The organism is Streptomyces sp. NBC_01190 (genome assembly GCF_045039895.1).
Taxonomy (GTDB): Bacteria; Actinomycetota; Actinomycetes; order Streptomycetales; family Streptomycetaceae; genus Actinacidiphila.
Map to the genome: position 1 here is coordinate 3,542,938 of NZ_CP108580.1, position 24,106 is coordinate 3,567,043.

A 24,106-nucleotide genomic window follows, 5' to 3' on the forward strand; every position below is an offset into this window, starting at 1 on the left:
TTGGCCTGGGAGAGCGTCGAGGGTGCCGACGAGTCGATGTCAGTATCCGCGAGCGGCCTGTGGCGTGAGTTGCTGGAAAAGCCTGCCTGCGCTTGCCGTCGAGATGGTGGGTGGTGAGGGCTATCCCCGCAGGTCGGTCGGCAGGTCGCGCCTCATTCGGGACGAAGAGGTCACGCATGCAAATCCCACCACCACGGTATAGCAGCAGGTCATGGCCTGATCCTTCTGATGGTGGGGTCCCAGCGTCGAGGCGATGGTGATCAAGGGGAGGTGGCTCTCGTCGAGTCACAAGACCGCTGTCTGATTGGTGATCTTTTTCGAGATCCGGCACCTGGGTACTCTTAGTCCCATCGTCATCGCGGCCCGACGGGCTTCCGCTCCACCCCGGTGGAGTCTCGAAGGACATGCCCCCACCCGCACGAGTCACTTCGTGCTGCCTGGGGGACCTCCTTGCTGTTCCGCGCATCGGCCAGGACCGTTGGAGCCATGGCCAGTGACGGTTCGCTCCTCGAACGTCTCATCGAGCGGTTTCTCGACACGCACGGGTACCGCCCCGGGCCTGCCGAAGCCCGCTCCTGGGAGCGCAGCCTTCCGATACTGGCCGCGGCGCTCAACGATGCCGGGCTCAGTGACGTGGAGGTCATGCTGGAGTACGCGCTGCCCCTGAACAGCAAGCGGGCCGACGCCATACTCGCCGGAATCCACCCGGTCACCGGGGAGCCGTCCTACGTCGTCGTCGAGCTGAAGCAGTGGAGTAAGGCCGACCCCCATGACGATGATCCCGAGCTGTGTCTCGTGGACGCCTACACGCAGCCTGTGCTCAACCCCATAGAGCAGGTGCGCCGCTACTGCGAGTACCTGGTCAACTTCAATGGAGCCCTCGCCGAACACCCGAAGCGTGTCAGCGGGGTGGCCTACCTCCACAACGCCACCGAATTCGGCGTGAGCGGCCTGCGTGAGATCGAGCTCGACGAGCGGGGACAGATGTTCACCGCCGAGGGCAGGGGGGCATTCCTCGATCACCTCCGTACCAGGCTGAGCGACAGGCACCCCGGGGCTCGTGCGGCCGACGAACTCCAGGCCGGCAAGCTGGTTCCTTCTCAGCAGTTGATGGCGCTGGCCGCTCAGGAGGTACGCGAGCGCGAGCAGTTCGTCCTGCTGGACGAGCAGCAGGTCGCCTACCGGATGGTGCTCAATGCCGTCCGAAAGGCGAAGCAGTCCGACCACAAGGAAGTCGTGGTCGTCACGGGCGGTCCGGGAACCGGCAAGAGCGTCATCGCGCTGTCGGTACTCGGCGAGCTGTACCGGCAAGGCGTTCCGGCTCTGCACGCCACTGGGTCCCAGTCGTTCACCAAGACCATGCGCAAGGTGGCCGGCACCCGCAAGCGCGAGGTGCAGGACCTCTTCAAGTACTTCAACAGCTTCATGACGGCGGAGAAGAACAGCCTCGATGTGCTGGTATGCGACGAGGCCCACCGTATCCGTGAGACCTCGGCGAACCGTTACACCTCGGCCGCCCACCGCACGGGCCGGCCGCAGATCGACGAACTCATCGACGTCGCCCGCGTTCCCGTCTTCCTGCTCGACGAGCACCAGGTGGTGCGCCCCGGCGAGATGGGCACGGTCGCCGAGATCAAGGCGGCTGCTGCGCGCAAGGGGATCGCCTGCCACGTCGTTGGGCTGGACAGCCAGTTCCGTTGCGGCGGGAGCGACGCGTATCTGCGGTGGGTGGTGCGGCTCCTCGGCCTGGAGCCAGGAGGCCCCATTGCGTGGGAACCTGACGATCGCATGCAACTCCTCGTCGCGGAGAGTCCGCAGGAGATGGAAGCGTTCCTCGCCGCCCAACGGGTCAACGACCGCTACAGCGCTCGCATGTCCGCGGGTTACTGCTGGCACTGGTCGCCTGAGCCCAAACCTGGGAATCCGCTCGCAGCGGACGTGGTGATCGGCGATTGGGCGCGCCCCTGGAACCTCCGGGGGGAGCGAGCCATCTCCGGCGCGCCCCCATCCGCCTTGTGGGCGACCGACCCGGCCGGCTTCGGGCAGATCGGCTGCGTCTACACCGCGCAGGGCTTTGAATACGACTGGTCCGGCGTCATTATCGGCCCCGACCTGGTCTGGCGCAGCGATCGCTGGGTCACCGACCGCACGAAGTCCAAGGACCCGGTCTTCAAAAAGGCCACTCCCGATGCCGACGTAGACCGCCTGATTCGCAACACCTACAAGGTGCTGCTGACGCGCGGTATGGTCGGCACGGTGGTCTGCTCGACGGACCCGGAGAGCAGGGAGAAGCTGCGCGAGCTGGCCGGGGCGATGCGGAGCGTCGATTCGACCTGACCCCGCCTCCGGACCGCTGATGCCCCTGGGTAACTCGTCAGCCAGACGTTCGACTCTCTAGGATCGTCCCTACCGGTCGCGGCCCGACGGGCTTCCCTACGTGGACATGCCCCCACCCGCACGAGTCACTCGTGCCTGGGGGGATCCCTTCGTGTCCATGCTCCTGCTGAAACTCTCGGCAAGGGACCTGCTCACCCTGAGCTCACGGCGCCGGATGGTGCCTCATCTGGCGGCTCGCTGGGCACATTTCCGGGGGTCCCAGGCATCGCTCTCGGAACGGTCCGCATGGGCGGTGAGTCTCCTCGAACTCGCGAAGGACCTGGTAGAGGCAGACCGCGGCGAGATCGAGATGATCGTGGAGTGTGCTGCCACGGCGGACGAGCCGGACAATGGCGTCGAGCCCCGGCTGATCGACGTCGTCCTGATCGGCCGACACCCGGAGTCCCAGCACTTGTCGGTGCAACTCGTCGAACTGAAGCAGTGGTCCACCGTGACGAGGCTGGAAGCCGGCACGGCCGAGTTCGTTGGTACGCAAGGTATGGTCCACGTGCCCGGTATGGGTCCGAAGAAGCACCCAACGTTGCAGCTGCGCGAGAACTTCGAGCTGTTCACCGGCAAGTCAGGTCCGCTGAGGGGCATAACCTTCGAATGCGGCGGCTTCGCCTATCTGCACAACGCCACGGACGAATCTGTTCGACCGCTACTCGATGTCGATGCACCCACCGGACCCTACGCGCGCACGTACACGAAGGACAGCCGTGCCAGGCTTCTTCGAGACCTCCAGAAGCACTTCACGCAGGACGGCAGCGAATCCGCAGCGGAAATGCTGCTGGAGCGGATGAATCTGCGGAACACACCTCTGCTCGACGCCATGATCAAGTCACGTGGTGAGGACACCGTGTTCACTCTACGGGGACGGCAGAAGAAGGTGGCGGAGGATGTACTCGACACCGCTGCACGTTTTCTCGGCGACCCGGCGCAGGGAGCGGTCGTACTCGACCCGAGGCGTGCGGTCTTCCTGGTCACCGGTGGTGCCGGCACCGGGAAGAGCGCGATCGGCCTGCAGCTCAAAGCAGACTTCGAGGCCGCCGGGCGAACGGTCAAGTACTCCAGCGGCTCGAGGGCTTTCAACGGGGCGATGCAGGAGCACGTGGGTTACGGCGACAAGGAATTCAGAGAGAGCTTCGGTTACTTCAGCGGCTTCGTCACTCCGCCCGACCCTCCGCTGGACATGCTGATCTGTGACGAGGCGCATCGGCTTCGGGACCGATCCACCAACCACTACCTCCCTGCGGAAAAACAGGGTACTCAGCCTCAGGTGGACGAGTTGCTGGATGCCTCGCGCCTCACCGTGTTCTTCCTGGACGAGAGCCAGTCCGTGCGGCCGAAGGAAGTGGGCACGGTACAGCTGATCGAGGACGCCGCAGAACGTCGGGGTGTTCCCGTCACCCGGTACCGGCTGCAGGAGCAGTTCAGATGCGGGGGCAGTGACGCATATGTGCGCTGGGTGCGGGATGCACTCGGGCTGTCCGGGAACGAGCCGGAGGAGTGGACCCCCGACGGACTGATGCACATAGAGGTCGCCGACAGCCCGGAGGAGATGGAGCGGATCATCCGCACGGAGTCCCTCGCAGGTGCATCGGCACGCATGGTCGCCGGGTACTGCTGGCCCTGGACGAAGCCCCGGGGAAAGGACAGGCGGCTCGAAGCGGATGTCCGCATTGGCGACTGGCACCGCCCCTGGAACGCGTTCAGTGAAAGTTTCTGTGAGAACAAGACTGTGCCCCCGTCCAAGATCTGGTCCGTGCATCCGGGCGGGCTGGATCAGATCGGCTGCGTCTATACAGCTCAGGGCCTCGAATGGGACTGGTGCGGGGTGATCATGGGAGAGGACATGGTCTGGCGTGACAGCGGCTGGGTGTTCCAACGTGGAAAGGGGAAGAAGGACGCAGAGACGAAAATCGAGCGCGTCCGCGTGCCAGGGTCATTTGACCCGAAGGTGCGCACAAGCAGCCTCATCGACGACGAATTTGCCCGATGCGTCCGCAACGCCTACCACGTGCTGATGACTCGCGCGAGTCGGGCCACAGTGCTCTACTCCACGGATGACGAAACCCGGGCCTACCTGAAGAAGCTCGTCGGCGAGGTCCACCTACACGGGCTCCGCCCCACATGGGAGAACCTCCCGCCATCGGCACGCGTGCAGCACCAGAGCCGACCCGGACGGAACAGAAAGCGCAAGCACAAGCGCGGCACCACCGAGCAGAACGGACAGCGGGCGCTGTTCTGAAGCAAGCGGGGCTGCGGATGTCGCACGGGCGAGAGCCGGAGCCGTACGGCAGTGAACCGTGCTGGAGCGAGCCAGTGGCAGTCCCTGCCGGACCAAACCGTTTGGCGTGGCGGGCTCGCCGGGCCCGCCACTTTCTGCTCAGCCGAGCAGACGCGCTGCCGCCGCCAGCACCTCCAGCACGAGGCTGGAGACGATTCCGGCGGCGGCGCCAACCAGGACCTCACGGACCCAGACACGGCGCGCAGGCTTGTACTTCACAGGGTTCATACGGGACCACTCCTCGGACGTGAACTCGGAATGGCAGGGACCGCCCTACCGGGCATCCGCCCTCACGCAAGGTGAGGTCCACGAGGTGGATCGCCGTTCGTCACCCACGGCCGCTGAACCGGACCGTGAACTCTGCGCTCGTACCCTCCGGGAAGGTGCGCAGCGCCAAATACCCTACTCCACAGCAAGCTTCGGGGGTCGACTCGTCTCGGCACAGGCCAGCCAGGGTTCCCAGCCGAACGGCCAGGAGCCGGTCGACGAACAACAGCTGGTACTCGCGCCGGCCCTCGTGCCCGCTTCCGTAACCTGGACACCCGCACGGCCTTGTGCCGCGCATGCCGTAACGGCTGCACCTCGACCGCGGGTTCGGCGATCAGATCGATCGACAGCCGCGTGATCCTTTGCTCGCCGATAATCGCTGTACGCGTCATATTCCCCACCACGGGACCATTATCACCGAGCGTAAGCTCAACGTCTCACCGCCGACCAGGCGCGAGCTTGTGATGACGACCGCATATGAAGCCTCGGACGACCGGAGAGCTGCTGGGCGTCTCGGCCGCCGACATCCGAGTTCGTGATCTATGCGCGTACGTGCGCCATGGCGACCGGCAGCAGCGGTCAACGCCCCCCACGCTGAACATTGCGACCCTCTTCGGCAGTTCCGCGGAGCATCCAGGGTGGCCCCGGTCTTCCAGGCGACGAGCACGGCCGGGTGGTGCCAGCAGCGTGATCCGGCTACGAGGTTTCATGCCGTTCTGGTCGGAAGTCAGCCGTAGGCTGTTGTGGGAAACAGGGGGAGACGATGACTGACGACCGCAAGGCAATCGTTCCGGTGTGGACGCTGGCGACCAGTGACGTCCGGGTGCCCGCATTGACCGGCGACGGGCCGATGACGGCTGAGCGCTTAGCTGAACTGCGCAGCGTGCTGGCGGCCTTGGCCGACGAGCCGATTGCCACACTTGAGGTACATCCGCTGCCCGACAGGCTCGACCGCAGTCGAGGCATCCCGCTCGATGCCGCGAGTCCCCTGGCACAGCACCTGTCGCAGCTCGTCACCCAATCAGCGCGAAGTTCCTCTGCGGCGGCCACGGCGACCGCTGCTGGCGAGGGCCTGTATCGCATGGTGGTTCCGGCGAAGGTCGCCGCCCAGTTCGGTCAGGGCATCATTCGCCCGATGGCGTCGAAGGGGGCGGCCGGTGGCATCCACAGTGCGCTCGTGAACTCAACAGGCATCGCCGCCCACGCGACGTTCGTGCCGGCCGGTAAAGCAGCGGCAGCAGGCGCGGTCGGTGGAGCCGGTGCAACAGCCGGCGTCGCGGTCGCCGGAAGCGCAGCGCTCACCGTGGCCGCGCCGCTCGTGCTCATGGCCGTAGCGGTAGGAGTGAGCGCGAATGCCGACTGCAAGCGCCAGGAGGCTATCGAACACATCACAGAACTGCTGGAGCAACTGCACGAGCAGAAGCTCGAAGATGAGCACGGCGAACTCGACGGTTGCCGCGATGCCATCGACAAAGCCACTGCCATTCTGCTTGACCAGGGCAAACTCGGTGCCTCGCTAGGACTGGACTCGGCAGTGCATGCCATCAACACGGCGCTGGGTGCCGCTGACCGCCGCCTTGCCCAGTGGCAAAGCGCACTCGACAAGCTGCCCGACGGCAAGGCCGTCGAGATAGACACGCTGACCAAGTCGTTCCCGGGCATCGATGACCATGGCGGCACGTTCCGCACTCACCTCGAACTCGCTGCCTTGGCCATTGCACTGAAGCGGCGGGTCATCGTCCTGCAGGCCGTCGAGCATGCCCAGGCTGACCCTGGCAACCTGTTCGAGAACTTCGCCCGCGCACTCAAGACCGACCAGCAGCGCCTGGGCACGTTGGAGTCGAGCATCGCCGGTGTCCTAGAACGCCTGTCAGCACTGGAGCTGGCACGCCCGCACGGCTTGCGGCCCGTCTTCACAACCGGTGAAGTCGACCGCCTGATGCGCGCGGCAAACCGGATTCACAAGCTGGGCGACAGCGACATGGTCAACAGCCGTACAACAGACGTGGCGATCGAGATTGCCCGCGGCAATGACGGCTCGGTGGTCGTGTTCCCCGCGCTGCCCGCGTAGGCGCACCCCCACAGGACGCCTCTGGGGGAAGCGCTGCCGAGCAGGTTAGAACCCGGATCTCTGGGAGAAAATTGGGAGACGATCACGAAAGAACCGCCTCCCGAGACCCGCGCAGACCAACCCCAACCAACCCCCTGACCTGCGGTTCCTCAATCCCCGCAGGTCGACGGGCGACCCCCACTGGATTCGGGACGAAGGGTCCGTCGCTTCAGGACGGGTGAGAAGGGACGGCGTGCGAGCTGCATCGTGAGGCGGGTTAGTGACAGCCGGTGGCAGGGGGCGTCGCGGGTCACCATCGGCGAGGGGGCACTGGTTACCGCAGGGCAACACGCGCGGGCGGCGTCCCAGCGAATCGCTCACGTCTCCGCCTCGACGGCCCGGACCTCAGGAGCGTGTCGGGTGGGGCTCCCAATCCGCGGCGCGGGCCACGGCCAAGTCCTCCAGGAGCTGGCCGGACACCGTCTCCTCAAGCACGGCCGTACCGTGCTCGGCCATCGCCGGAGTGAGCGCCGGGTCCCAGGGGGCGTCCGTGAGCCGTCCGACGTCGGGGCCGTCCGGGGTGCGGGACAGGGCCTCGCCGTAGTCGGCGGCCGTCATGCGCCACGGGGTGGCAGAGGTCTTGTCCAGGACGTAGGCCGCGATGCGTATGCCTTCGCCGTCGAAGTCTCCGTGGTAGCGGAGGTCGGCGCCGTTATCGGCGAGCAAGCGCAGGAGGTGGATCGCCGCGCTGTTGGGCCAGCCGGAGCTGCAGACGAGGGGCGGGCAGCGGGGGCCGAAGCGACGGAGTGCGAGGGCCATCACGCTCGGGTTCTCAGTGACATGCACCGGTCCCGCCGGGAAACGGAGCTCCCCCGGGTTCCGAAGTTGGGCGAGGGTGAGCGAGGCCGCGTGTCCGGCCTCCGTGCAGACGCCCGTGACCCGGCTCAGCACGCCCTCGCCGAGGGGGCGGAGGCCGGCGGCCAGGACAGTGGCGGAGAGTTCGTCATCGGCGACGCCTGCTCGGGCCCACATCGCGCGCCGCTGCTCAGCGTTGGCCGGCATCTCAACGCCGTACTGAGCCGACATGGCTCGCAGGACGAGTGACGACAGGCGGCCGCCGTCATCGAGAGCGTGCGAGTCTCCCTGGAGACGGCGGGCCGAAAAGACGGGGAGGGGTTCTCCTTCTGCTGGTAGCGCCGCAAGGACGGTCAGCGCGGAACCGAGCAGATCCCGCGTGCGGTGGACCGATCCGTCGATCAGGCCGCTGCCGCGGCAATGAGCGACCCATTCGTTGAGGGCGGGCTGCGATCGCACCGTCTCATGAGCCTCCAACCACGCCCAGAGTTCGGTTCGTTCACCTTCGCGATGCGCTCGCGCTGCGGCACGGTCGTCAAGGGGGCCCACGATGGCGCCAACGACCTCCCGCAGCGTCCGTCCGCCCGGATCGGCGATCGCCTCCTCCAACCGGGCGAGCGCAATGGAGGGCCGGCGGTCGGGAAGCCGCTCCATACCCAGCAGGTCGGCGAGCGCCTCCCGCTGGTCGTCGTCCAACGGGCCGATCCGCACCCGGCTCACGGGACGCCCCGACGACAGACGCTCGTGAACGGCCCGCCACAGGGGGCGCAGAGCAGGGCGGTCTATGTCGGCGAAAGCCCTCTGGTCGCTCACGCCAAGTGCTCCCCCGTCGGCTCTATCAGTCCATCGGGGCCGATCGGTGCCCCCGAGCCGCCCTGTGCGGGCTCCGCTGACACGTCGGCTGTCTTCTGCGGCACGTCCGATCCCACCGTCTCCTGTGCCTCCAGACCGACGCCGTTCCAGACGAAGCGCGCACTGGTCACGGCGTCGTCCCCGTCGTCGACCCCGGTGATCAGCTGGTGGACAGCGATACCGGAGAGCTCTCGGTACGTGCACCACTCGTGGTCCGAGGTAAGGATGAGGTCCAGGTCCAGGGCGCTGAGCAGGGCGAACACCTGGCCGCGGTTAGTGGTGTCGACGCCGACGAAGACCTCGTCCAACAAAATGGGCCGAGGTGCGTCCGGCACCGCCTCGTAGTGGGAGGCGACCGCCGCGAAGAGCGGGAGGTGCAGGGCGATCGCCTTCTCGCCTCCTGACAGGGCTCCGTGCAGCTTCTTGGTCAGCATCTGCCATCCCGCTCCGTTCGCGCGGTCCAGCTTGACGACGAACTGGTGCCAGGCCGTGTAGTCGAGGACCTCCGCGAGCTGCTCCTCCCAACTGGCAGCCGTGTTCTTGGCCTTGGCCTCCTCGATGCGGGCTCGGAAGAAGGCGTGCAGTGCCTCTCGATCGCCGTCGGTGATTCGGCTGGGGTCCTTCAGAAGGAGTTCACGGGCGGTGCGGGTCCCGGGCGGGAGGTCGGGATGAATCTGCCAGACCAGTTGGACGGCGACTTTGGAGGCCGTGCGGACGCGCTGGAGGTGGCCGTTCATGCGGTCGACGAGTTCGTTGGCCTGCCGGATGCGGGCCGCGAGGTGGCGCCGGGTGTCCCCGGTGAGGGTCTGGTCGAAAAGCTTCCGCTCAGCCGCCGTGATGTCGTCCCGGCTACTGTCGCGCTCTGCCGTAAGGGCTTTGAGCAGCCCGGCCGCTCCGAGCCGGACGCCGTCCATCGAGGCGCTGAAGACCTGCACGTCCTCGTCGGATTCGAGGTCCAGGTCGGCGCGGCGGCCGAGGAACTGGCGCGCTTTGTGAATTGCCTCGGAGAGCCGGTTGACGGCCTCGCCGAGGATGCGGGGTCCATGGGACATGGTCGGCCATTTGGCCGCGGCCTCGCGTGCTGCCTCCAGGGTGGCGCGGGTGCCGTCGTGTGCGCTCAGCTCAACGGCGAGGCCCGCGTCCTCGGGAAGGCCGAGAAGGCATAGGTGCCGGAACCTTCGCGCGGCCTCGTCCCGGGCACCGACGGCCTTGTCCCGCCTCTCGGCATCCTGCGCGGTCGTCGCGTTCAGCTGTCCTATCCGCTCAGCGAGTCGTTCCAGTTGGGCACCGCTGGCCTTCATCTCCGCCCGGCTGCTGTCGAGTTGTGTTCGCAGCTCGCCGATGCGGGCGGCGATGGCCCGGAAATCCGCGCCCACCGTGCTCTCCACCGCTTCCAGGGTGACGGCGAGCGCCTGCGCCTCCTCCTCGGCCGTTTCGGCCCCGGATGCGTGCTCGACGGCGATTTCGGAGGAGCGGGCGGCCTGACTCCTCATCGCGCCTGCCCGCTCGGCGGTGCCGGCCCAGAGCAGGTAGGCGTCCATCCAGGCGGTGGCGGCGTCGTGGAACGTGTCCAGGGCGGAGGACAGCTCGCTCAAGTGGCCTCGGCCGGTGGGCAGACCGCGCTCCGCCGCGAGCCGGCTGAGACCGCGCAGGGACGCCGTGACGTCGGCCTCCCGCTCGGTCAGGCGGCCGACGGCCCCATGCAGGGCGTCGTCCCGGACTCCGACACCTTCCTCGGCCCGGTCCCAGGCCCGCCGTTTGGCGTCCAGGTCCGGGTAGCGGGGGCGGGTCGCGAGATCGGCGTCGAGGCGGGACCGGCGCTCGCGGAGCCCCGTCAGTTCGGCATCGAGGACGGTGATGGAGACGTTCAGTTCGTCGAGGTTCGCGGCAAGTTCCGCGATGCGGGCTTGCCTTGCACGCTCCCGGGCGACGGCGCCGATGTGTGCGGGTTCGGGTTTGCTCCACGTGCCGGTGGCCGCGGACAGGCGCCAACTGCCGTCGGCGCCGACGGCGGCCACGTGTTCGGCGGGAAGCTTGGGGCCGAAGGCGATCCCACCGAGCAGCCGGGACAGGGTGTCCGCGGGCACCGAAATGCCGAGTTCGGGGCGCAGCACGTCCAGCAGCGACAGTCCCGGCGCGGGCACCGCCCAATCAGGGTCGGCGAGGGTGTCGTGGCCCGGCAGCGCGACCGCGCCGTACGGGCTCACCCAGGCGTCCAGCAGACCGCATGCCTCCAGCGCGGCCTCGACGCCCGCCTGCACGCCGGCCGGCACCCCGTCATGGAACGCCACGAGCCGCCACAATGGCGCGCCGATCAAGGAGGAGCGATCCGTGGTACGGGTTCGCGAGGGCGGCGGCGGCAGGTCCGCTTCGCGACGGAGGGCGTCGAGCGTGCGAGTCAGTGCGGAGCGCTCGCCACGCGCCGCCTCGCGGGCCGCCTCGGTACGTGTCCGGGCCGCGGTGATGTCGCGGTCGACCGTACGGACGGCGGATTCCACCACGGCCATGACATCGGCTTCGACCGCTGCGCGCGCCACCAGCTCATCGGGGTCGTCAAGACGCAGTTCGACGCATCCGGCGGCCCATTCCCGTAGCAGGTCCGCTTGCCCGGCCAGGGATTCCTCGTAGGCAGCGGCGGCGTCGTCACGTCGTGCGACCGCTTCCGCGAAGGCACTTCGAGCCTGCTCCAGGGCCGATTCGGCGGCGGTCCGCTCGCTGATGCTCCGCTCGTGCCCTACGACAGCGGTGACCACCTCGGCGATCTGGTCCCTGCGCGCCCGGACGGCACCACGCAGCAGTTGACGAGCAGGCCGGACCCGTTCGCTCGCGGCGGGAGAGGAGCCGTCCCCGCTCGGTGCGCCCTCGGTGTCGGCGCCGACCATCGTCTCCGCCTCGCCGTACACCGACTCCATCCCAGCGGCGCGTGCCGCATGCCGGGCGTCCTGGGCGGCTTCCCCGGTCAGTGCGGCAGCCGCGCGGGCCCGATCGTCGGCGGCATCTGCCCGCCCCCTGTCCTCCTCCGCCCGTTGACGTTTGGCGTCGGCGCCGACGCGCAGACGACGCGCGTTCTGCTGGGCGCTGTCGGTCCGCCGGCGGAGCTTGTCGAGTTCTTGGCCCTTCTTGTACGCATCGCTGTCGATCAGGCCCTCGATGCCCGCCTCCAGTTCGCGCGCTTGCCGCTCGTAACCGTCGCGCTGCTGTACGGCCGCCTCCCTGGCCAGCACGGCTTGAGCGTGCTCGTCGGCGCTCTCCCGCGCGACCCGGGTGAGGTTGTCCATGTCGGTGGTGGCCGAGATCAAGGTGGCGGCGTGGGCGCGCAGCACCCGCTGGGCGTAGCCGCGCTGCTGAGTGGCGATGGCGCCGGCCTGCGTGACCTCCTCGTCGAGGTGCGTCAGATACTCGCGCTGGCGGTCCAGCCGCTCGAAGCCCTCGGCGAGTTCGGAGATCTCGCCCTCACCCAGCGGAGGCAGTGCTCGCGACAGCAGCGTGGACAGCAGGGAGGGGTCGAGCCGCTCGGAGAGCTTGGGTTGCCGCAGTTGCAGCAGTGCGGTGATCAGCGCCTCGTACCGCTGCTCGCTCATCCCGGTGAAGAGGGCGCGGCGGACCGCGGTCCGGTAGGCGTCGGCCGAGGCGTGTACCTCACCGTGGCCTTCCAGCGCGTCCGCGAGCGCGGCCCTGGTCAGGGGCTGGCCCGACTCGTTGACCAGAAGAACGCCGCCGGGCCGGGCGACTCGCCGGGGGGTAGTGAAGTAGTCGGCGTGGGCACTGCCGGTGTGGGTGCTGGCCTGGAGGCGGGCGCCGCAGGTGAACCACCGCATGCCACCGCCGTCCGTGGGCCTGCCGAACTCCATCCATACGTAGCCCACGCGTGTCTTGCCGCGCGCTCCCTCCCCCATGAGATTCCAGTGCATGGTGCGTTCGGAGCCACCGAAGGTGGAGAGCCGGTTCGGCCGCAGGCTGGCGTCGAAGAGGAAGGGAAGCAGCAGCTCCAGGGCCTTCGACTTGCCCGTGCCGTTCTGGCCGCGCAGCAGCAGCCGTCCCTGGTGGAAGGCGAAGGTCTCGTCGTAGTAGCGCCAGACGTTGATGATGCCGGCTCGGGACGGCTGCCAGCGGGGGCGCGGTGATGTTTCCGCGAACTCCTCGCCGGGATCCGGCCAAGAGTCCGGGGTCCGCACCGGCAGATCCGTGACGCTCACAGCAACCCCGCTTCGTCGGTGTCTGCCGCCGGGCCAGCGACGTGCTCGGCGCTGTCCGAGACCTTTGCCGAAGCTCCCACCACGCGGTACCGGAACGCGGCCGGCAGCAGGACCGTGCGGTCGCCGGCTCTGTGGACCAGGCCGGCATCGCGCAGCACGGACAGGGCGTCGTCGGCCAGCCGCACGGCGCCGTCCTCGGACTGGTAGGCCTTCGCCCACCGCGGGAAACGGCGCAGCTGCCCGGCGGCGATCGCCACCAGCTGTTCGGGGGTCGTCCCACCGGGTGCGTCCTGGATCTGCTCCAGCAGAAGGAGTGCGGCGACTTTGGCGGTGGAGGAGTCGTCGGGGAACGTGGCATCGGTGGCGATGGCGTCCGGGTCCACCAGGAGGAATCCCTCGGCGCGCTCCTCCAGGATGAATCCCGCCTGGTCGACCGACCGGCGCAGAATCTGGCGCCCTGTTGGGGAGTTCAGATAGGCGAGTTCATCCTCGGAGAGGTCGTCGCGGTAGAGGACGGGGTCGTCGAAGAGGCGGCGCAGCACGGAGTGGCGGAGCCAGAGGTTGCGTTGGGCATCGGACGCCGCAGCAGGCTCGTCCGTGGTTCCGTCGGCGGTCGTGGCTCCGTAACGCCGTTCACGGACGAGTCCGGCCAGCAGTTCCTCGAAGCGCAGGGGCACTTCATCGGGCGGTACGGACAGCCGTGACGGTCCGATCGGCGCGGTCGGCAGTCGCATGAGCAGGGTGGTGTCCACTCGGTAGAGAACCTTCGCGTCGGCGGACTCCACGTAGGAATCAGTCGCCCCGTCCAACGCCAGCAGTACCCCGAACGACTCCAGCAGTTTCAGCACGTCGACGAACGCCATCCGCTCCGGGCGACTGGCGGAGTCGAGCGACGGCAGCGCCGGGTCCGCGGCGGTGGCCCGGGCGACACGGTCGGCAAGCAGACCGACGGTCGTCACCGGCACGGCCAGCAACTCGGCCGCGGCGACACAGAGCAGCACATAGCGCCGACGATCGAAGGGGGCCCGGCCGGAGCGCTGTCGCCTGGCAGGGCGGGAACCATCCGCCGTGGTGCGCACCTTGGCCAGCCGTGCGTAGCCCCGTCGGGGTTCCACCACGAGGCTCCAGCCGCAGGTGTAGTCGAACCATTTCAGCAGAGGCTCCTTGCGCCGCCGGACGAGGTCGAAGGCCGCCGCATCCGTTCGCTCGGTGATCAGCGGACGGGCCAGCAGCAGGCGGATCCCCCGGGCCACCTCTTCCCTTTCGGCAATGACCAACTGGTTGGCGAGGGTGCTCATCCCAGGGCCTCCTGCCGTCCGATGCGTGCGTGACGGGGCTCCGCCGCACCGGCGGGGACAATGTTCACGACGTAATCCGGCCCCCTCAGGACGCCCTTGGACGTCTTCAGCTCAGCGGTCCGGCCGTCGGCGGGCGCGGACAGGATGATCTCCACTCGCCCGTCAGCCGTACCCGCGCGCCGGAGTCCCACGGCGTCCGGCCGCGCCGACAGTGCCCTGCCGAGCAGGTCGAGCAACCGCTCGAACGCGGGCTCGTCCAGCTCGCCGAAGTCGGACAACCGCAGCGGGCCGTCCGTCCTCAAGGCGTACCAGGCCTGCTGGAGCTCAGCACGCTCCTGTCGCGCCCTCTCCGCCCGCGCCGCCTTGACGGACGCGACATCCCGCACCCTGCCCGTTCGGGTGAAGCGCTCCGTGCGACCGCTCGTCCGCAGCAGCGCGGAGACCTCGACGGGCGGTGCCTCCGCCCAGGACAGCGAGGACGAGACCAGCTCCGGGTCGTGATGCGCCAAGTGTGCGTGGCGGGACGGTCCGAGACCGAAGGCCGCCATCCACAGGCGGTGCAGATCCTCCTCCCCGGGGGCGGCTGCGAACCACCGCGCCAGCTCTCTGAAGTCCTGAGCCGCACTGGACGAGCGCCGACGCGACTCGGTGATCCGGTCGAGCGCCTGGAGCAGAGAGACGATGGCCCGCCGGGCGACATCGTGCAGCTGGTCCGCCCGCGGTCGGGCACCGTCCTCGGGCAGGAACCACGCCCGCAGGCCGGCCCAGCGCGCCCGGCGCCGCTCAAGCCATTCCGGGCCCGCGTCCTCACCGGCGACCGGCGGCAACTCCGCCCCGCGCAGCGCCCGTCCATGCAGGACGGCGACCCCGCGCTCCTCCACCCTGGCCACAGCCGAAGCGACACCATGACCGCGTCGGTCGAGGTTGACCAGGAACTCCTGGAGGTACGCGACGGTGGCGGCCTTCACCTCCCGGAACACACCGAGATCGGCACCCTCGGCCCGCAGCAACCGCTGCAACTCGCCGTTGAAGGCCTTGGTGTTGTCCAGCAATGCCTCGAGGTGCCCCTCCAGCTCCTGTACCGCGCTGAAGATCCGGCGGTCCGCCGACGGCGGCTCCCGCACCAGAACGTACAGCTCGTCCAGCCGGTCGGTGATCGCCTCGAGCACCGCGGTCTGCAGCGCTCCCGTCGAGGCGAGCACCGCCAGCGCGTGCTGAACCCCGGCCAGGGCGGCCTCCCCGAGCCGGGTCAGCGAGTACTGAAGGTTGCGCCGCTCGTACTCCTCGGCGGTGCGGTAGTTCTCGGCATGATTCTGGACAACGTCCAGTAGGCCCCATCCGCGCAGTGCCTTCAGCGCCTCGTACAAGTCCTCGTCGGAGATGGCGTCCAGCCAGCCGACGCCGCGAAGGCGCCCACGGATGTCGTCCAGCACCAGGGCCGTCTCAAGGCGCTCGTTGGCATCCCCGAACACTGTCAGGATCGCCGAGTAGAGATCCGCCCGCTCCCCCGCGGTGAACCGGAACATCTCCGGCGGAACCCTGCGCATGGCTTCTCCCTCCCGACTCCGCTGTCATGATCTCGGCTCCCCAGCCTGACCCAACGGTAGGGGCAGCCGCCGACAACCGAGTCGGAAATGACGGACTCGGCCAGTCGACCGCGAGGCCGACCGGTGGACGGGCGTAATCCGCGAACAGGCCCGCCCTGACGGCGGGCCCAGGGCGTCTTCAGGCTCGTTTCTCGGCGCCCCCGTCACGGCCCTCCGAGGACGGCTGCCAGCACGACAGCGGGATCGGCGTCCGGTGAGCCGGACGGCCACCAGGTGCCTCGATCTTTGCTGTACGGGTACCACAGCCCGTCCCGGCCCAGGCGCAGTTGGGCGTCGCGGCCCTCGATGGTCCAGCGGTTGCGCCAGGAGCGCAGCCGAGGCGGTGCGCCCTCGGCCCAGTCCGCCCGCAAGGCGTCACCGTCGTGCTCCAGACGTCCGGCGGGCGGACTCCAGGCGTTTTCCAGCACATCGAGGGACCGGGCGCCGCCGTAGCGCCAGGCACGGGTGGCGGCTGCGAGTTCGGTCGGGGAACGGCCGCAGGTCGCCGCGATACGGGCGAAGACCTCCATGGTGGGGTGGGCGGCGGCGAGCCGGACGGCGTCCTGCCACTCAGTGAGCGGAGCGGGTGGGGCGGTGCTGGCGTGGCGGGAGGTGTCCAGGGCCTCGGCGAGCAAGTGGTGGGCGCGCAGCGCGACATCCGCGGCCAGCAGTTCGAGTCCGCCCGGGTCCACACCTGGCTCGGGAGCGGCCGCCTCCGCGAGCGCCGGACCACGGCCGGCCCCGTCGGGCAGGGGCGGCATGGCCGGCAGCGGCGGCACCTCGGCGCGGGAGGAGAAGACGGAGCCGGCTGGATCTCCGCCGCGGGCGCGCGGCAGCGGCATACCGGCCCCCGTGGGCGCAGCGGCTTCAGCGGCGGCGCGTACCACGTTGCGGCGGCTGAGCTCGTCGATCAGCTCCCGCTCGCCGCGGCCTCGCAGGAGCAGCAGCACGAACGCGTCGCGGTCCAGCAGTCGGGCGATCTGGTAGCAGAGTGCGGCGGCGTGCTTGCAGGGAAGGCCCCAGTCGGGGCAGTCGCAGTCCGGGTCGAGATCCTGTGGGCCGGGAAGCAGCGCGACGCCCGCCGCTTCCGCGTCGTCGGCGAGGCCAGCCGGCATCTCACGGTCGAGGAGGGCCGCGATGTTGGCGGCCCGCTCGGCGATCACGTCGAGGAGGTGGTCCCACTCCTGGTCGGTGAGCTGCCGCACCCGGACCGCCGCACGGTAGGGAGTGCGGCGGCTGCCCTGCACCCGGGCGGTGGCCGATCCGGGGACGATGGTGACCTGGTCGACGGCGCCACGCCGCGCGTAGGTCCGGCCGCGCTGGAGGCGGCCGGAGTCCAGCGAGGAGTCTTCCAGGGCGTGCAGCCACGCCCGACCCCACCAGGACTCGGCGAACGGCGCGCGACTGCCCTTGGCGGGAGGGAGCGCGTCGAAGGTACGCGCGCTTTGCCTGTGCGCCGGGCCGCGTCTGCGGGCCGGCGCGGTCATCGCCGCGCTCCGCGCAGGGCGACCAGGTCCGCCAGTTCGCGGTCGCTCAGTTCACTGAACGCGGCCTCGCCTGCCCCGAGTACCGAATCGGCCAGCTCCCGCTTCTGCCGGAGCATGTCGGCGACCTTCTCCTCAACCGTCCCCTCAGCGATCAGTTTGTGGACCTGGACCGGCTGGGTCTGCCCGATCCGGTAGGCGCGATCGGTCGCCTGGTCCTCCACGGCCGGGTTCCACCAGCGGTCGTAGTGGATGACGTGCCCGGCCCGGGTCAGGTTCAGGCCGGTCCCTGCCGCCTTGAGGGACAGCAGGAAGACTCTCCTCTCGCCGCTCTGGAAGGCGTCGACCATCTCCTCCCGGCGCTTGACCGCGGTCCCTCCGTGCAGGAACAGCGTCTCCACTCCTCGGTCGGCGAGGTGGCGTTCGATCAGCCGGCCCATCGCCACGTACTGCGTGAAGACCAGCGCGGACCCCTCCTCGGCGATCACGGTGCCAAGGAGTTCGTCGAGCAGTTCCAGCTTTCCCGACCGGCCGGGCAGCTTCGCGGTGTCCGGCTCCTTCAGATACTGCGCCGGGTGGTTGCAGACCTGCTTCAGGCCGGTGAGCAGCTTCATCACCAGGCCGCGCCGGGCCATGCCGTCCGCCAACTCGATCTCCCCCATCAGTTCGCGGACCAGCGTCTCGTAGAGCGAGACCTGCTCCTTGGTCAGGGACACCCGCTGGTCGGTCTCGGTCTTGGGCGGCAGTTCGGGCGCGATGCCCGGGTCGGACTTGCGCCGTCGGAGCAGGAAGGGGCGGACGAGGGCTGCCAGTCGGCGGGCCGTCTGCTCGTCGCGGTCGCCCTCGACGGCCTTGGCGTAGCGGTTCCGGAAAGCCGAGAGCGTGCCAAGCAGCCCTGGGGTGGTCCAGTCGAGCAGTGCCCACAGCTCGGACAGGTTGTTCTCCACCGGGGTACCGGTCAGCGCCACCCGCCCCCGCGACGGAATCGTCCGCAGCGCCTTCGCGGTGTGCGCGTGCGGATTCTTGACGTGCTGGGCCTCGTCGGCGACCAGCAGCCCCCAGGACCGCTCCGCCAGCCGCTCGGCGTCGCGGCGCATCGTCCCGTACGTGGTCAGCACGAAGGCGCCGGCTCCCTCGTCGAGGTCGGCCAGGTCACGGCCGGAGCCGTGGAAGCGGCGGACCTCGGCGGCAGGGGCGAAACGCCGGATCTCGCGCTCCCAGTTGCCGAGCAGCGAGGCCGGGCAGACCACCAGCGTCGGTCCCGCGGTGGCTTTCCGCTCCTGGCGGCGCAGGTGCAGGGCGATCAGCGTCACGGTCTTGCCCAGTCCCATGTCGTCCGCGAGGCAGCCGCCCAGACCGAGCGAGGTCATCCGGTGCAGCCAGTTCAGGCCGCGCACCTGGTAGTCCCGCAGGGTCGCCGCCAGTGCCTTGGGCGGTCCCTGGGGCTCGCGGGCGGCGCGGGCCTCGGGATCGGCGATCCGGGCTCGCAACTCCTCCAGCACACCGCCCGCGACGACGGGGACCCGTTCGCCGTCCACCTCGACGACGCCGGTCAGCGCGGCGCCCAGGCCGTCGATCGCGGTCAGCTTCGGTGCGCCGGACCGCGCGGCCCGGCGCACGCGGCGGACCAGTTCGGGGTCGACGACCACCCACTGATCACGCAGCCGCACGATCGGCCGGTGCGCCTCGACCAGTCGTTCCAACTCCTCGGCGGTGAGCTCCTCGTCCCCGAGCGCGACCCGCCAGCGGAAGTCCAGCAGGCCACCGGAGGTCAGGAGGGACGCGGCGGAGGACGTCGTCCCCTTGCGGGCGGGTTCCAGTACCCCGGCCGAGGTCAGTCCACGGACCAGCTCCTTGGGCCAGTGGACAGCCAGCCCGGCCGAGGAAAGGCTCTCTGCGGCCTCGCCCAGCAGCGCCAGAGCCTCGTCGTCGGACAACTCCAGGCCGGTCGGCGCGGCGGCGTCCAGCAGGCGGCCGGCCGGCGGCCAGGCACGCGCGGCACGGCGCAACGTCAGCAGCGTGTCCACCCGGGCCCGCGGGCCGAACAGTTCGGGCGCCGCGGCCGTTCCCGCCCACAGGTCCGCGGCGTCGGCGAGCACCGTCGGATCGGCCAGACTGCGCAGTTGGACCACGGCCCGAAAGGAACCCTCACCGGTCCTGTCCGCATCACCCGTGACTTCCTCGTCCCACAGCCCGCCGGCTGACCCGCCGGCCAACTCCAGGCGCAGCGACACCTGGAGTCCCGCGTCGCGGCCGGCCGCGACCCCGGCCGCCCAGGCCCGCTGCTCCGGCACGGCCTGCGGTGCGCGGACGGCGAACGCCGGTCCGCCGGCCAGGTGGCGAGCGGCGGGGGTGCGGGTGAGCGAGTCGGCCAACGCGTCCAGGAACGCCCGCAGGAGCGGCTCGGCCGCCGGAAGGACGAGAGGTGTCCGGCCGGGGACCGGAACGGCGCGGGCCTCCGGCGGCATAGCGGCCACCAGCACGCGCAGCCGCTCGAGATCTCCGGCGTCCAAAGGTCCGACGCGCCAAGCGTCGAAGCCCTCCGGGGAGACTCCGGGCAGGATCCGTCCCCGGGCGAGCAGGCTCAGAGCCAGCACTCCCGCGGCACCCCAGAAAGCCGTGGCGGCCGATGCCCGCCCGCTGCCGTCCGCACCGAGAGCGCGGCACCGCGTCAGCAGCGGCAGCGCCTGCTCCACAGGCACCGCGACCGCCGGCACCCGCGTCCTTCGCACGGACGATCCGTGCGGGCGGACCACCGTGATCTCCTCGGGTTCCACCCCGACGGCCGGCGGTTCACCACCGGACGTCCAGAAGGCGACGTGCCCCAGCCGGGGCGGATCCGCCGGCAGGAACACGGCCTCAGCCCGGGCCAGCTCCGGCAGCGACGCGAGCAACCGCCGCCGGTCCGGGACGCCCGCCCCGAGTGCGGGCGCATGGTCGGCCGCGGCCAGGTCGGAGGGGACGCCCCCCGCTGACGGATGAACCCTCGCCATCACACCCACTCCTGGAACCCGTTCTTTCTGTACGTCCGGGCCCGATCAATTCCTCGTACGTCCGGCCCGCGAGGTCCCCGGGAAGCCCGCGGCGGATCCAGGCTAACCATCCGCTCGGACGCGATGAGACGGGAACGGCTTCCGTCACCCGGCCCGTGGGTCCCGACAAAGGCGAGGTGGGTGATCGCGCGACGGGCCACCCGCCACGCGATCACCCACCTCGCCCATGTCCCGGTCGGCTCTGTCGCCGGACCATCATCGCCGGGCCGGCCGTCGGCCCGGGGCAGGCTTCGGATCAGCGGGGCGCCAGGCCCTGAGAAGTTCCTCCGGACCAAAGGCTGCCTGAAGGCCGGAACAGGTGACGCCGCTTCGGGAAACCGCGACAAGCGGGACCGGTTCGTCGGTGAGCGCGGCCCGGTGCTTGTGCAGGGCGGCCAGGTCATGGGCGTCGAACGGGGCCGTCTCAAGCCACTTGACCGATCCCAGGAACAGCAGCCGCTTCGCCACGGGCTGCCGGTCCGCGCCCACCAGGTCGATCTCGACGTCGTTACTGCGCGTCCAGTAACCACCGACAGCGGGGGCGGCAGGCAGTTCGCCGTCCGGCAGGATCCGGGCGAGAGACTCACGGACCAGGGGCTCGACAGCACGTCCCCGCCAGCTGCTCCACTGCTCCCGGATTCGGGCCAAGGTGAGGTCGCCGCGCATGCGCTCGATCTCTGCCATGTGCGGATCGAGGAACGCCAGCCAGAAGCGGAGGTAGGGGTCCGCCACTCGGTAGCGACGCTCTTTCGAGGGGTGCAGGGAGATCGGAAGTTCGGCCGCCACGACACGCTTGTCGATCAGCAGGTCAGCTGCCCTGGTGAGGGTGCTGTGGGCGATGCCGCCGGCGGCCCGCGCGATGTTGGTGAAGGTCCGCTCACCCGATCCGATCGCCCGCAGCACCTCCCTGCCCATCGCCTGCGGCGGGAACTCGGCGGCGAGCGACCGCTCGGCCGAGACCAGGAGAGCCGAGATCGGGTTTTCCAGCGCCGCGTCCAGGAAGTCCCACATGGAGGCTCCGGCCTGCCATTCCCGGCAGATCAGCGGTAGTCCGCCGGTGATGAGTGCGGCGTCGAAAGCAGCGGCCGGCTCCAGGTCGAGCATCTCGCCGATGTCCGCCGGGGTCAGCGGCCCCACGACCATCTCCCGCCCGCGCTGGTGGAACGGATGGTCGTAGCTGTTGAGCGCCTCCATCATCGAGAGGTCCGAACCGACCAGCAGCAACAGGACCGGCTTGCGACTGAGCAACCGGTCCCAGGCGCGCTGGAGCATGCCCTCGAAAGCGTCGAGGCGCTCGATGAGGTAAGGCACCTCATCGATCACGACCACGCTCGGGGTGTCGTCAGGCAGGATCTCCGCCAAGAGCCGGAAGGCCGCGTTCCACTGGCTCGGCGTCTCCTCCGCGAAGAGCGAACGCCCTGGCAGAGTGGAGCCGGCCGCAGCATCGAGCAGCTCTGCCAGCTCATCTTCCGCAGAACCGCCGGCGGCGGTGAAGAACAGGTGGGGAACGCCCGCCCGGCCAAGGAACTCCTCGACCAAAGTGGACTTTCCCACCCGCCGCCGGCCCCGCATGAGCACGCACTGACCTGGCTGGGCCGCGCCTGCCTCTGCGTCTGCGCGCACCTGGTCGAGCGTGCGCCGCAACGTGCGGAGTTCCTGGTCCCTGCCGATGAAGCGGTGCATGAGAAGAGATCCCGTCGCGACAGGTCATTTTCGTAATCAAAGATAGTATCGTTTCCGATACTATCTTTACTGGAACTGTTTGTCGTCAGGCGACACGCCCCGCCGGTCAGGGGCAGGACTGAGCGGCTGCTCTCCCTAGCCGGACGGGAGGGCCTCACGGTGGTGAAGCAGCCACCGAGACGGTATGGTCGATGGTATGACAACGAAGAAGTACACCGTGACCTTGCCAGAGGAGCTCGCCGAGGAGATCCGCTCCGAGGTCGGCCCCGGCGGCTTCAGCCGGTACGTCACGCAAGCCGTCGAGCGCCAGCGCGAGCGGGAGCGGCTGCACGAGGGCGTCGACTGGTGGGAGTCCGAATACAGTCCCGTCACTGCGGAGGAGCTGGCCGAGGCGGAGGCTGAGCGCAGGGACATCGAGCGCGCCCACGCCGAGCGCGAGGAGCGAGTTCGTCATACGGCCAATCCGCCCGGAGCGGCCGCGTGAGCGATGGACAGATCTACCTGCTCGACAGCGAGGGTCTGTCGCAGTGGGTACGCGGCGACCGGCGCATGGGCCTGCGCCTCAAGGACGCCGACCGATCGGACATCCCCGTGGTCACGACGTCGATGACCCTCGTCGAGGCTTACCACTCCAAGCTCTACCGGCCGGCGTGGCGCTGGGCACTGTCGCGGCTGAGGGTGGAATCCGTAACTGAGCAGATCGCCAACGACGCCATCGACCTTCTCCAGGACGCCGGACTGCACGGCCACAAGTACGCGATCGACGCCGCCTTGGCCGCGGTGGCCCTGCGACAGCCCGGCCGGGTCACGATCTTCACCTCGGACGAGGATGACATGCGCAAGCTCTGCGGAGACCGCGTCGTGGTCGTGAAGCTCTGACGCCTCGCGCGCGCCGGCGCCCCCTCGCGAAATCGCCAGGACGCACCTCCGAGGTCGGCCCGACCGAGCAGGTCAGGACCCGGATTCCCTGGGAGCCATCTGGGAGCCGAACCGCTCCCCGAGCCCCCGCGAGGCCACCCGAGGCCCACCCAGCCCAACCCCCCTGACCAGCAACAATGCCAAAAGCCCAGCTAACGATCTTGCCCCGACGGCATTCGGGACGAAGAGGCCGATGGTTCAAATCCCGCCACCCCGACGGTATAGCAGCAGGTCAGGGCCGCGTACTCAATTGAGTAGGTGGCCCTGATGCGTGCTGCGTGTCCAATTGCGTGACTACGGGTCGGCGGCAGTGATCCGCCATTGCTGATTGGCGCCGTTGGTGTCACCGTACTGCGCCAGGCCGGGCGCGACCGGCCTGTACATCGACGGCATGGGCCGCACCGGTTCCGGCTAGTGACGCCTGCTGCTCGGTGGAGGTCGGGGATCAGGCGGTGATCATGATGGCTTCGATGGCGCGGTTCTCACCGGTGGTGCGGACGGTGACGTGTGCGCCGGACCTCCAGCCCTGCCAGCCGTAGCCGGCCAGATGGGCGTTGACGGTGATGCTCCCGCTCTGCGTCTGGAATTCGACGGCTTCGATCGCGAGGGACTGACCGGTGGTGCCGATCTCCAGGGGGGTGTTGTCCGCGACGCAGACCCAGGACTGCCAGCCGATCGTGGAGACGTGGGCACGGGCGCACAGGCCGGACATGCCCGAGGTGGCGATCCTCAGGGCCTCGACGGACCTGTTCTCGCCGGTGGTTCCAGCCATGGCCCCGTTGCAGGAGTTCGGTTCCTGCCAGCCGATGCCCGACACGTGTGCCTGGTAGCAGATGACCCGGTTGGCCGCGGCCTGGTGCGGGCCCGCAGCAGCTTTTCCGCTCTCTACGGCTCCGGCGGCCCCGGCTGTGCCGGCTCCGACGAGCGACCAGGCGATCACGAGCAGGGCGCCGGCGAATGCCGTCATCGGTGAAGCACGCATGGGTCACTCCCTCCATCCATGGGATTGGCACGAATGCGACAACCAGTGGCGGTGCCCGGCAAGTGTGCGCACTGTTCCTTCACAGGGTCAATACAGCGTGTTCACAGCCGTGCATCGCCCACACATATCCGGCCAGGCGGTCGGAGTGAGGTCGTCCACCCGCCGTCGCGGGAGAACTTCGCGGCCAGCGGCCCCGCAGCCCGCAGCCCGCACAGCCATCGAGTTCACGTCCTTCAC

The 24,106-nt window shown here is 69.3% G+C and carries 14 protein-coding genes; 5 read left to right on the forward strand and 9 right to left on the reverse strand.

Translation table 11 applies throughout. The features are described from left to right. Positions 1-450: 450 nt before the first annotated feature. The gene (locus OG519_RS14660; protein ID WP_405583342.1) at positions 451-2,337 is read left to right on the forward strand and encodes a DNA/RNA helicase domain-containing protein; all 1,887 of its coding nucleotides are present in this window, start codon (positions 451-453) and stop codon (positions 2,335-2,337) included. A gap of 157 nt (positions 2,338-2,494) precedes the next feature. Next, a complete protein-coding gene (locus OG519_RS14665) occupies positions 2,495-4,627 on the forward strand; it encodes a DUF2075 domain-containing protein (RefSeq protein WP_405592730.1) in 2,133 nt (710 codons plus the stop codon). Between the two features lie 138 nt (positions 4,628-4,765). Here the strand turns inward: OG519_RS14665 and OG519_RS14670 are convergent, their stop codons facing one another. Continuing rightward, entirely contained in the window at positions 4,766-4,894 is a 129-nt protein-coding gene (locus tag OG519_RS14670) for a DUF6408 family protein (protein WP_405583344.1), read from the reverse strand. 802 nt (positions 4,895-5,696) lie between these two features. On the opposite strand from OG519_RS14670, the gene OG519_RS14675 reads away from it, so the two are divergent. Continuing rightward, positions 5,697-7,004 (forward strand): hypothetical protein, encoded by a 1,308-nt coding sequence (locus OG519_RS14675; protein ID WP_405583346.1) that lies wholly within the window; start codon positions 5,697-5,699, stop codon positions 7,002-7,004. Between the two features lie 384 nt (positions 7,005-7,388). Here OG519_RS14675 and OG519_RS14680 read toward each other — a convergent pair whose 3' ends face one another. From OG519_RS14680 to OG519_RS14710, 7 genes are all read right to left on the reverse strand, one after another. Continuing rightward, positions 7,389-8,651: a TIGR02679 family protein gene (locus tag OG519_RS14680; RefSeq protein ID WP_405583348.1), complete on the reverse strand. Its 1,263-nt coding sequence runs from the start codon at positions 8,649-8,651 to the stop codon at positions 7,389-7,391. Next, positions 8,648-12,886 (reverse strand): TIGR02680 family protein, encoded by a 4,239-nt coding sequence (locus OG519_RS14685; RefSeq protein ID WP_405583350.1) that lies wholly within the window; start codon positions 12,884-12,886, stop codon positions 8,648-8,650. The genes OG519_RS14680 and OG519_RS14685 overlap by 4 nt, the downstream gene beginning before the upstream one ends. Further along, positions 12,883-14,184, reverse strand: coding sequence for a TIGR02678 family protein (locus OG519_RS14690; RefSeq protein ID WP_405583352.1), 1,302 nt, complete (start codon positions 14,182-14,184; stop codon positions 12,883-12,885). Before OG519_RS14690 ends, OG519_RS14685 begins: the two co-directional genes overlap by 4 nt. Further along, positions 14,181-15,731, reverse strand: a complete 1,551-nt coding sequence (locus OG519_RS14695) for a TIGR02677 family protein (protein WP_405583354.1) — start codon at positions 15,729-15,731, stop codon at positions 14,181-14,183. The genes OG519_RS14690 and OG519_RS14695 overlap by 4 nt, the downstream gene beginning before the upstream one ends. A gap of 203 nt (positions 15,732-15,934) precedes the next feature. Continuing rightward, positions 15,935-17,257: an SWIM zinc finger family protein gene (locus OG519_RS14700; protein ID WP_405583356.1), complete on the reverse strand. Its 1,323-nt coding sequence runs from the start codon at positions 17,255-17,257 to the stop codon at positions 15,935-15,937. After that, positions 17,254-20,247, reverse strand: coding sequence for an SNF2-related protein (locus tag OG519_RS14705; RefSeq protein ID WP_405583358.1), 2,994 nt, complete (start codon positions 20,245-20,247; stop codon positions 17,254-17,256). The genes OG519_RS14700 and OG519_RS14705 overlap by 4 nt, the downstream gene beginning before the upstream one ends. Positions 20,248-20,502: 255 nt before the next feature. After that, complete coding sequence (locus OG519_RS14710; protein WP_405583360.1) at positions 20,503-21,969, reverse strand: ATP-binding protein; 1,467 nt, start codon at positions 21,967-21,969, stop codon at positions 20,503-20,505. Positions 21,970-22,165: 196 nt separating this feature from the next. Between OG519_RS14710 and OG519_RS14715 the strand changes: the two genes are divergently transcribed. Together OG519_RS14715 and OG519_RS14720 are read left to right on the forward strand one after the other, a co-directional pair. Beyond that, positions 22,166-22,453, forward strand: coding sequence for a hypothetical protein (locus tag OG519_RS14715; RefSeq protein ID WP_405583362.1), 288 nt, complete (start codon positions 22,166-22,168; stop codon positions 22,451-22,453). Further along, positions 22,450-22,848, forward strand: coding sequence for a hypothetical protein (locus OG519_RS14720; protein ID WP_405583363.1), 399 nt, complete (start codon positions 22,450-22,452; stop codon positions 22,846-22,848). Before OG519_RS14715 ends, OG519_RS14720 begins: the two co-directional genes overlap by 4 nt. 484 nt (positions 22,849-23,332) lie before the next feature. On the opposite strand, the gene OG519_RS14725 is transcribed toward OG519_RS14720, so the two are convergent. After that, the gene (locus tag OG519_RS14725) at positions 23,333-23,869 is read right to left on the reverse strand and encodes a hypothetical protein (RefSeq protein ID WP_405583364.1); all 537 of its coding nucleotides are present in this window, start codon (positions 23,867-23,869) and stop codon (positions 23,333-23,335) included. Positions 23,870-24,106: the final 237 nt, after the last annotated feature.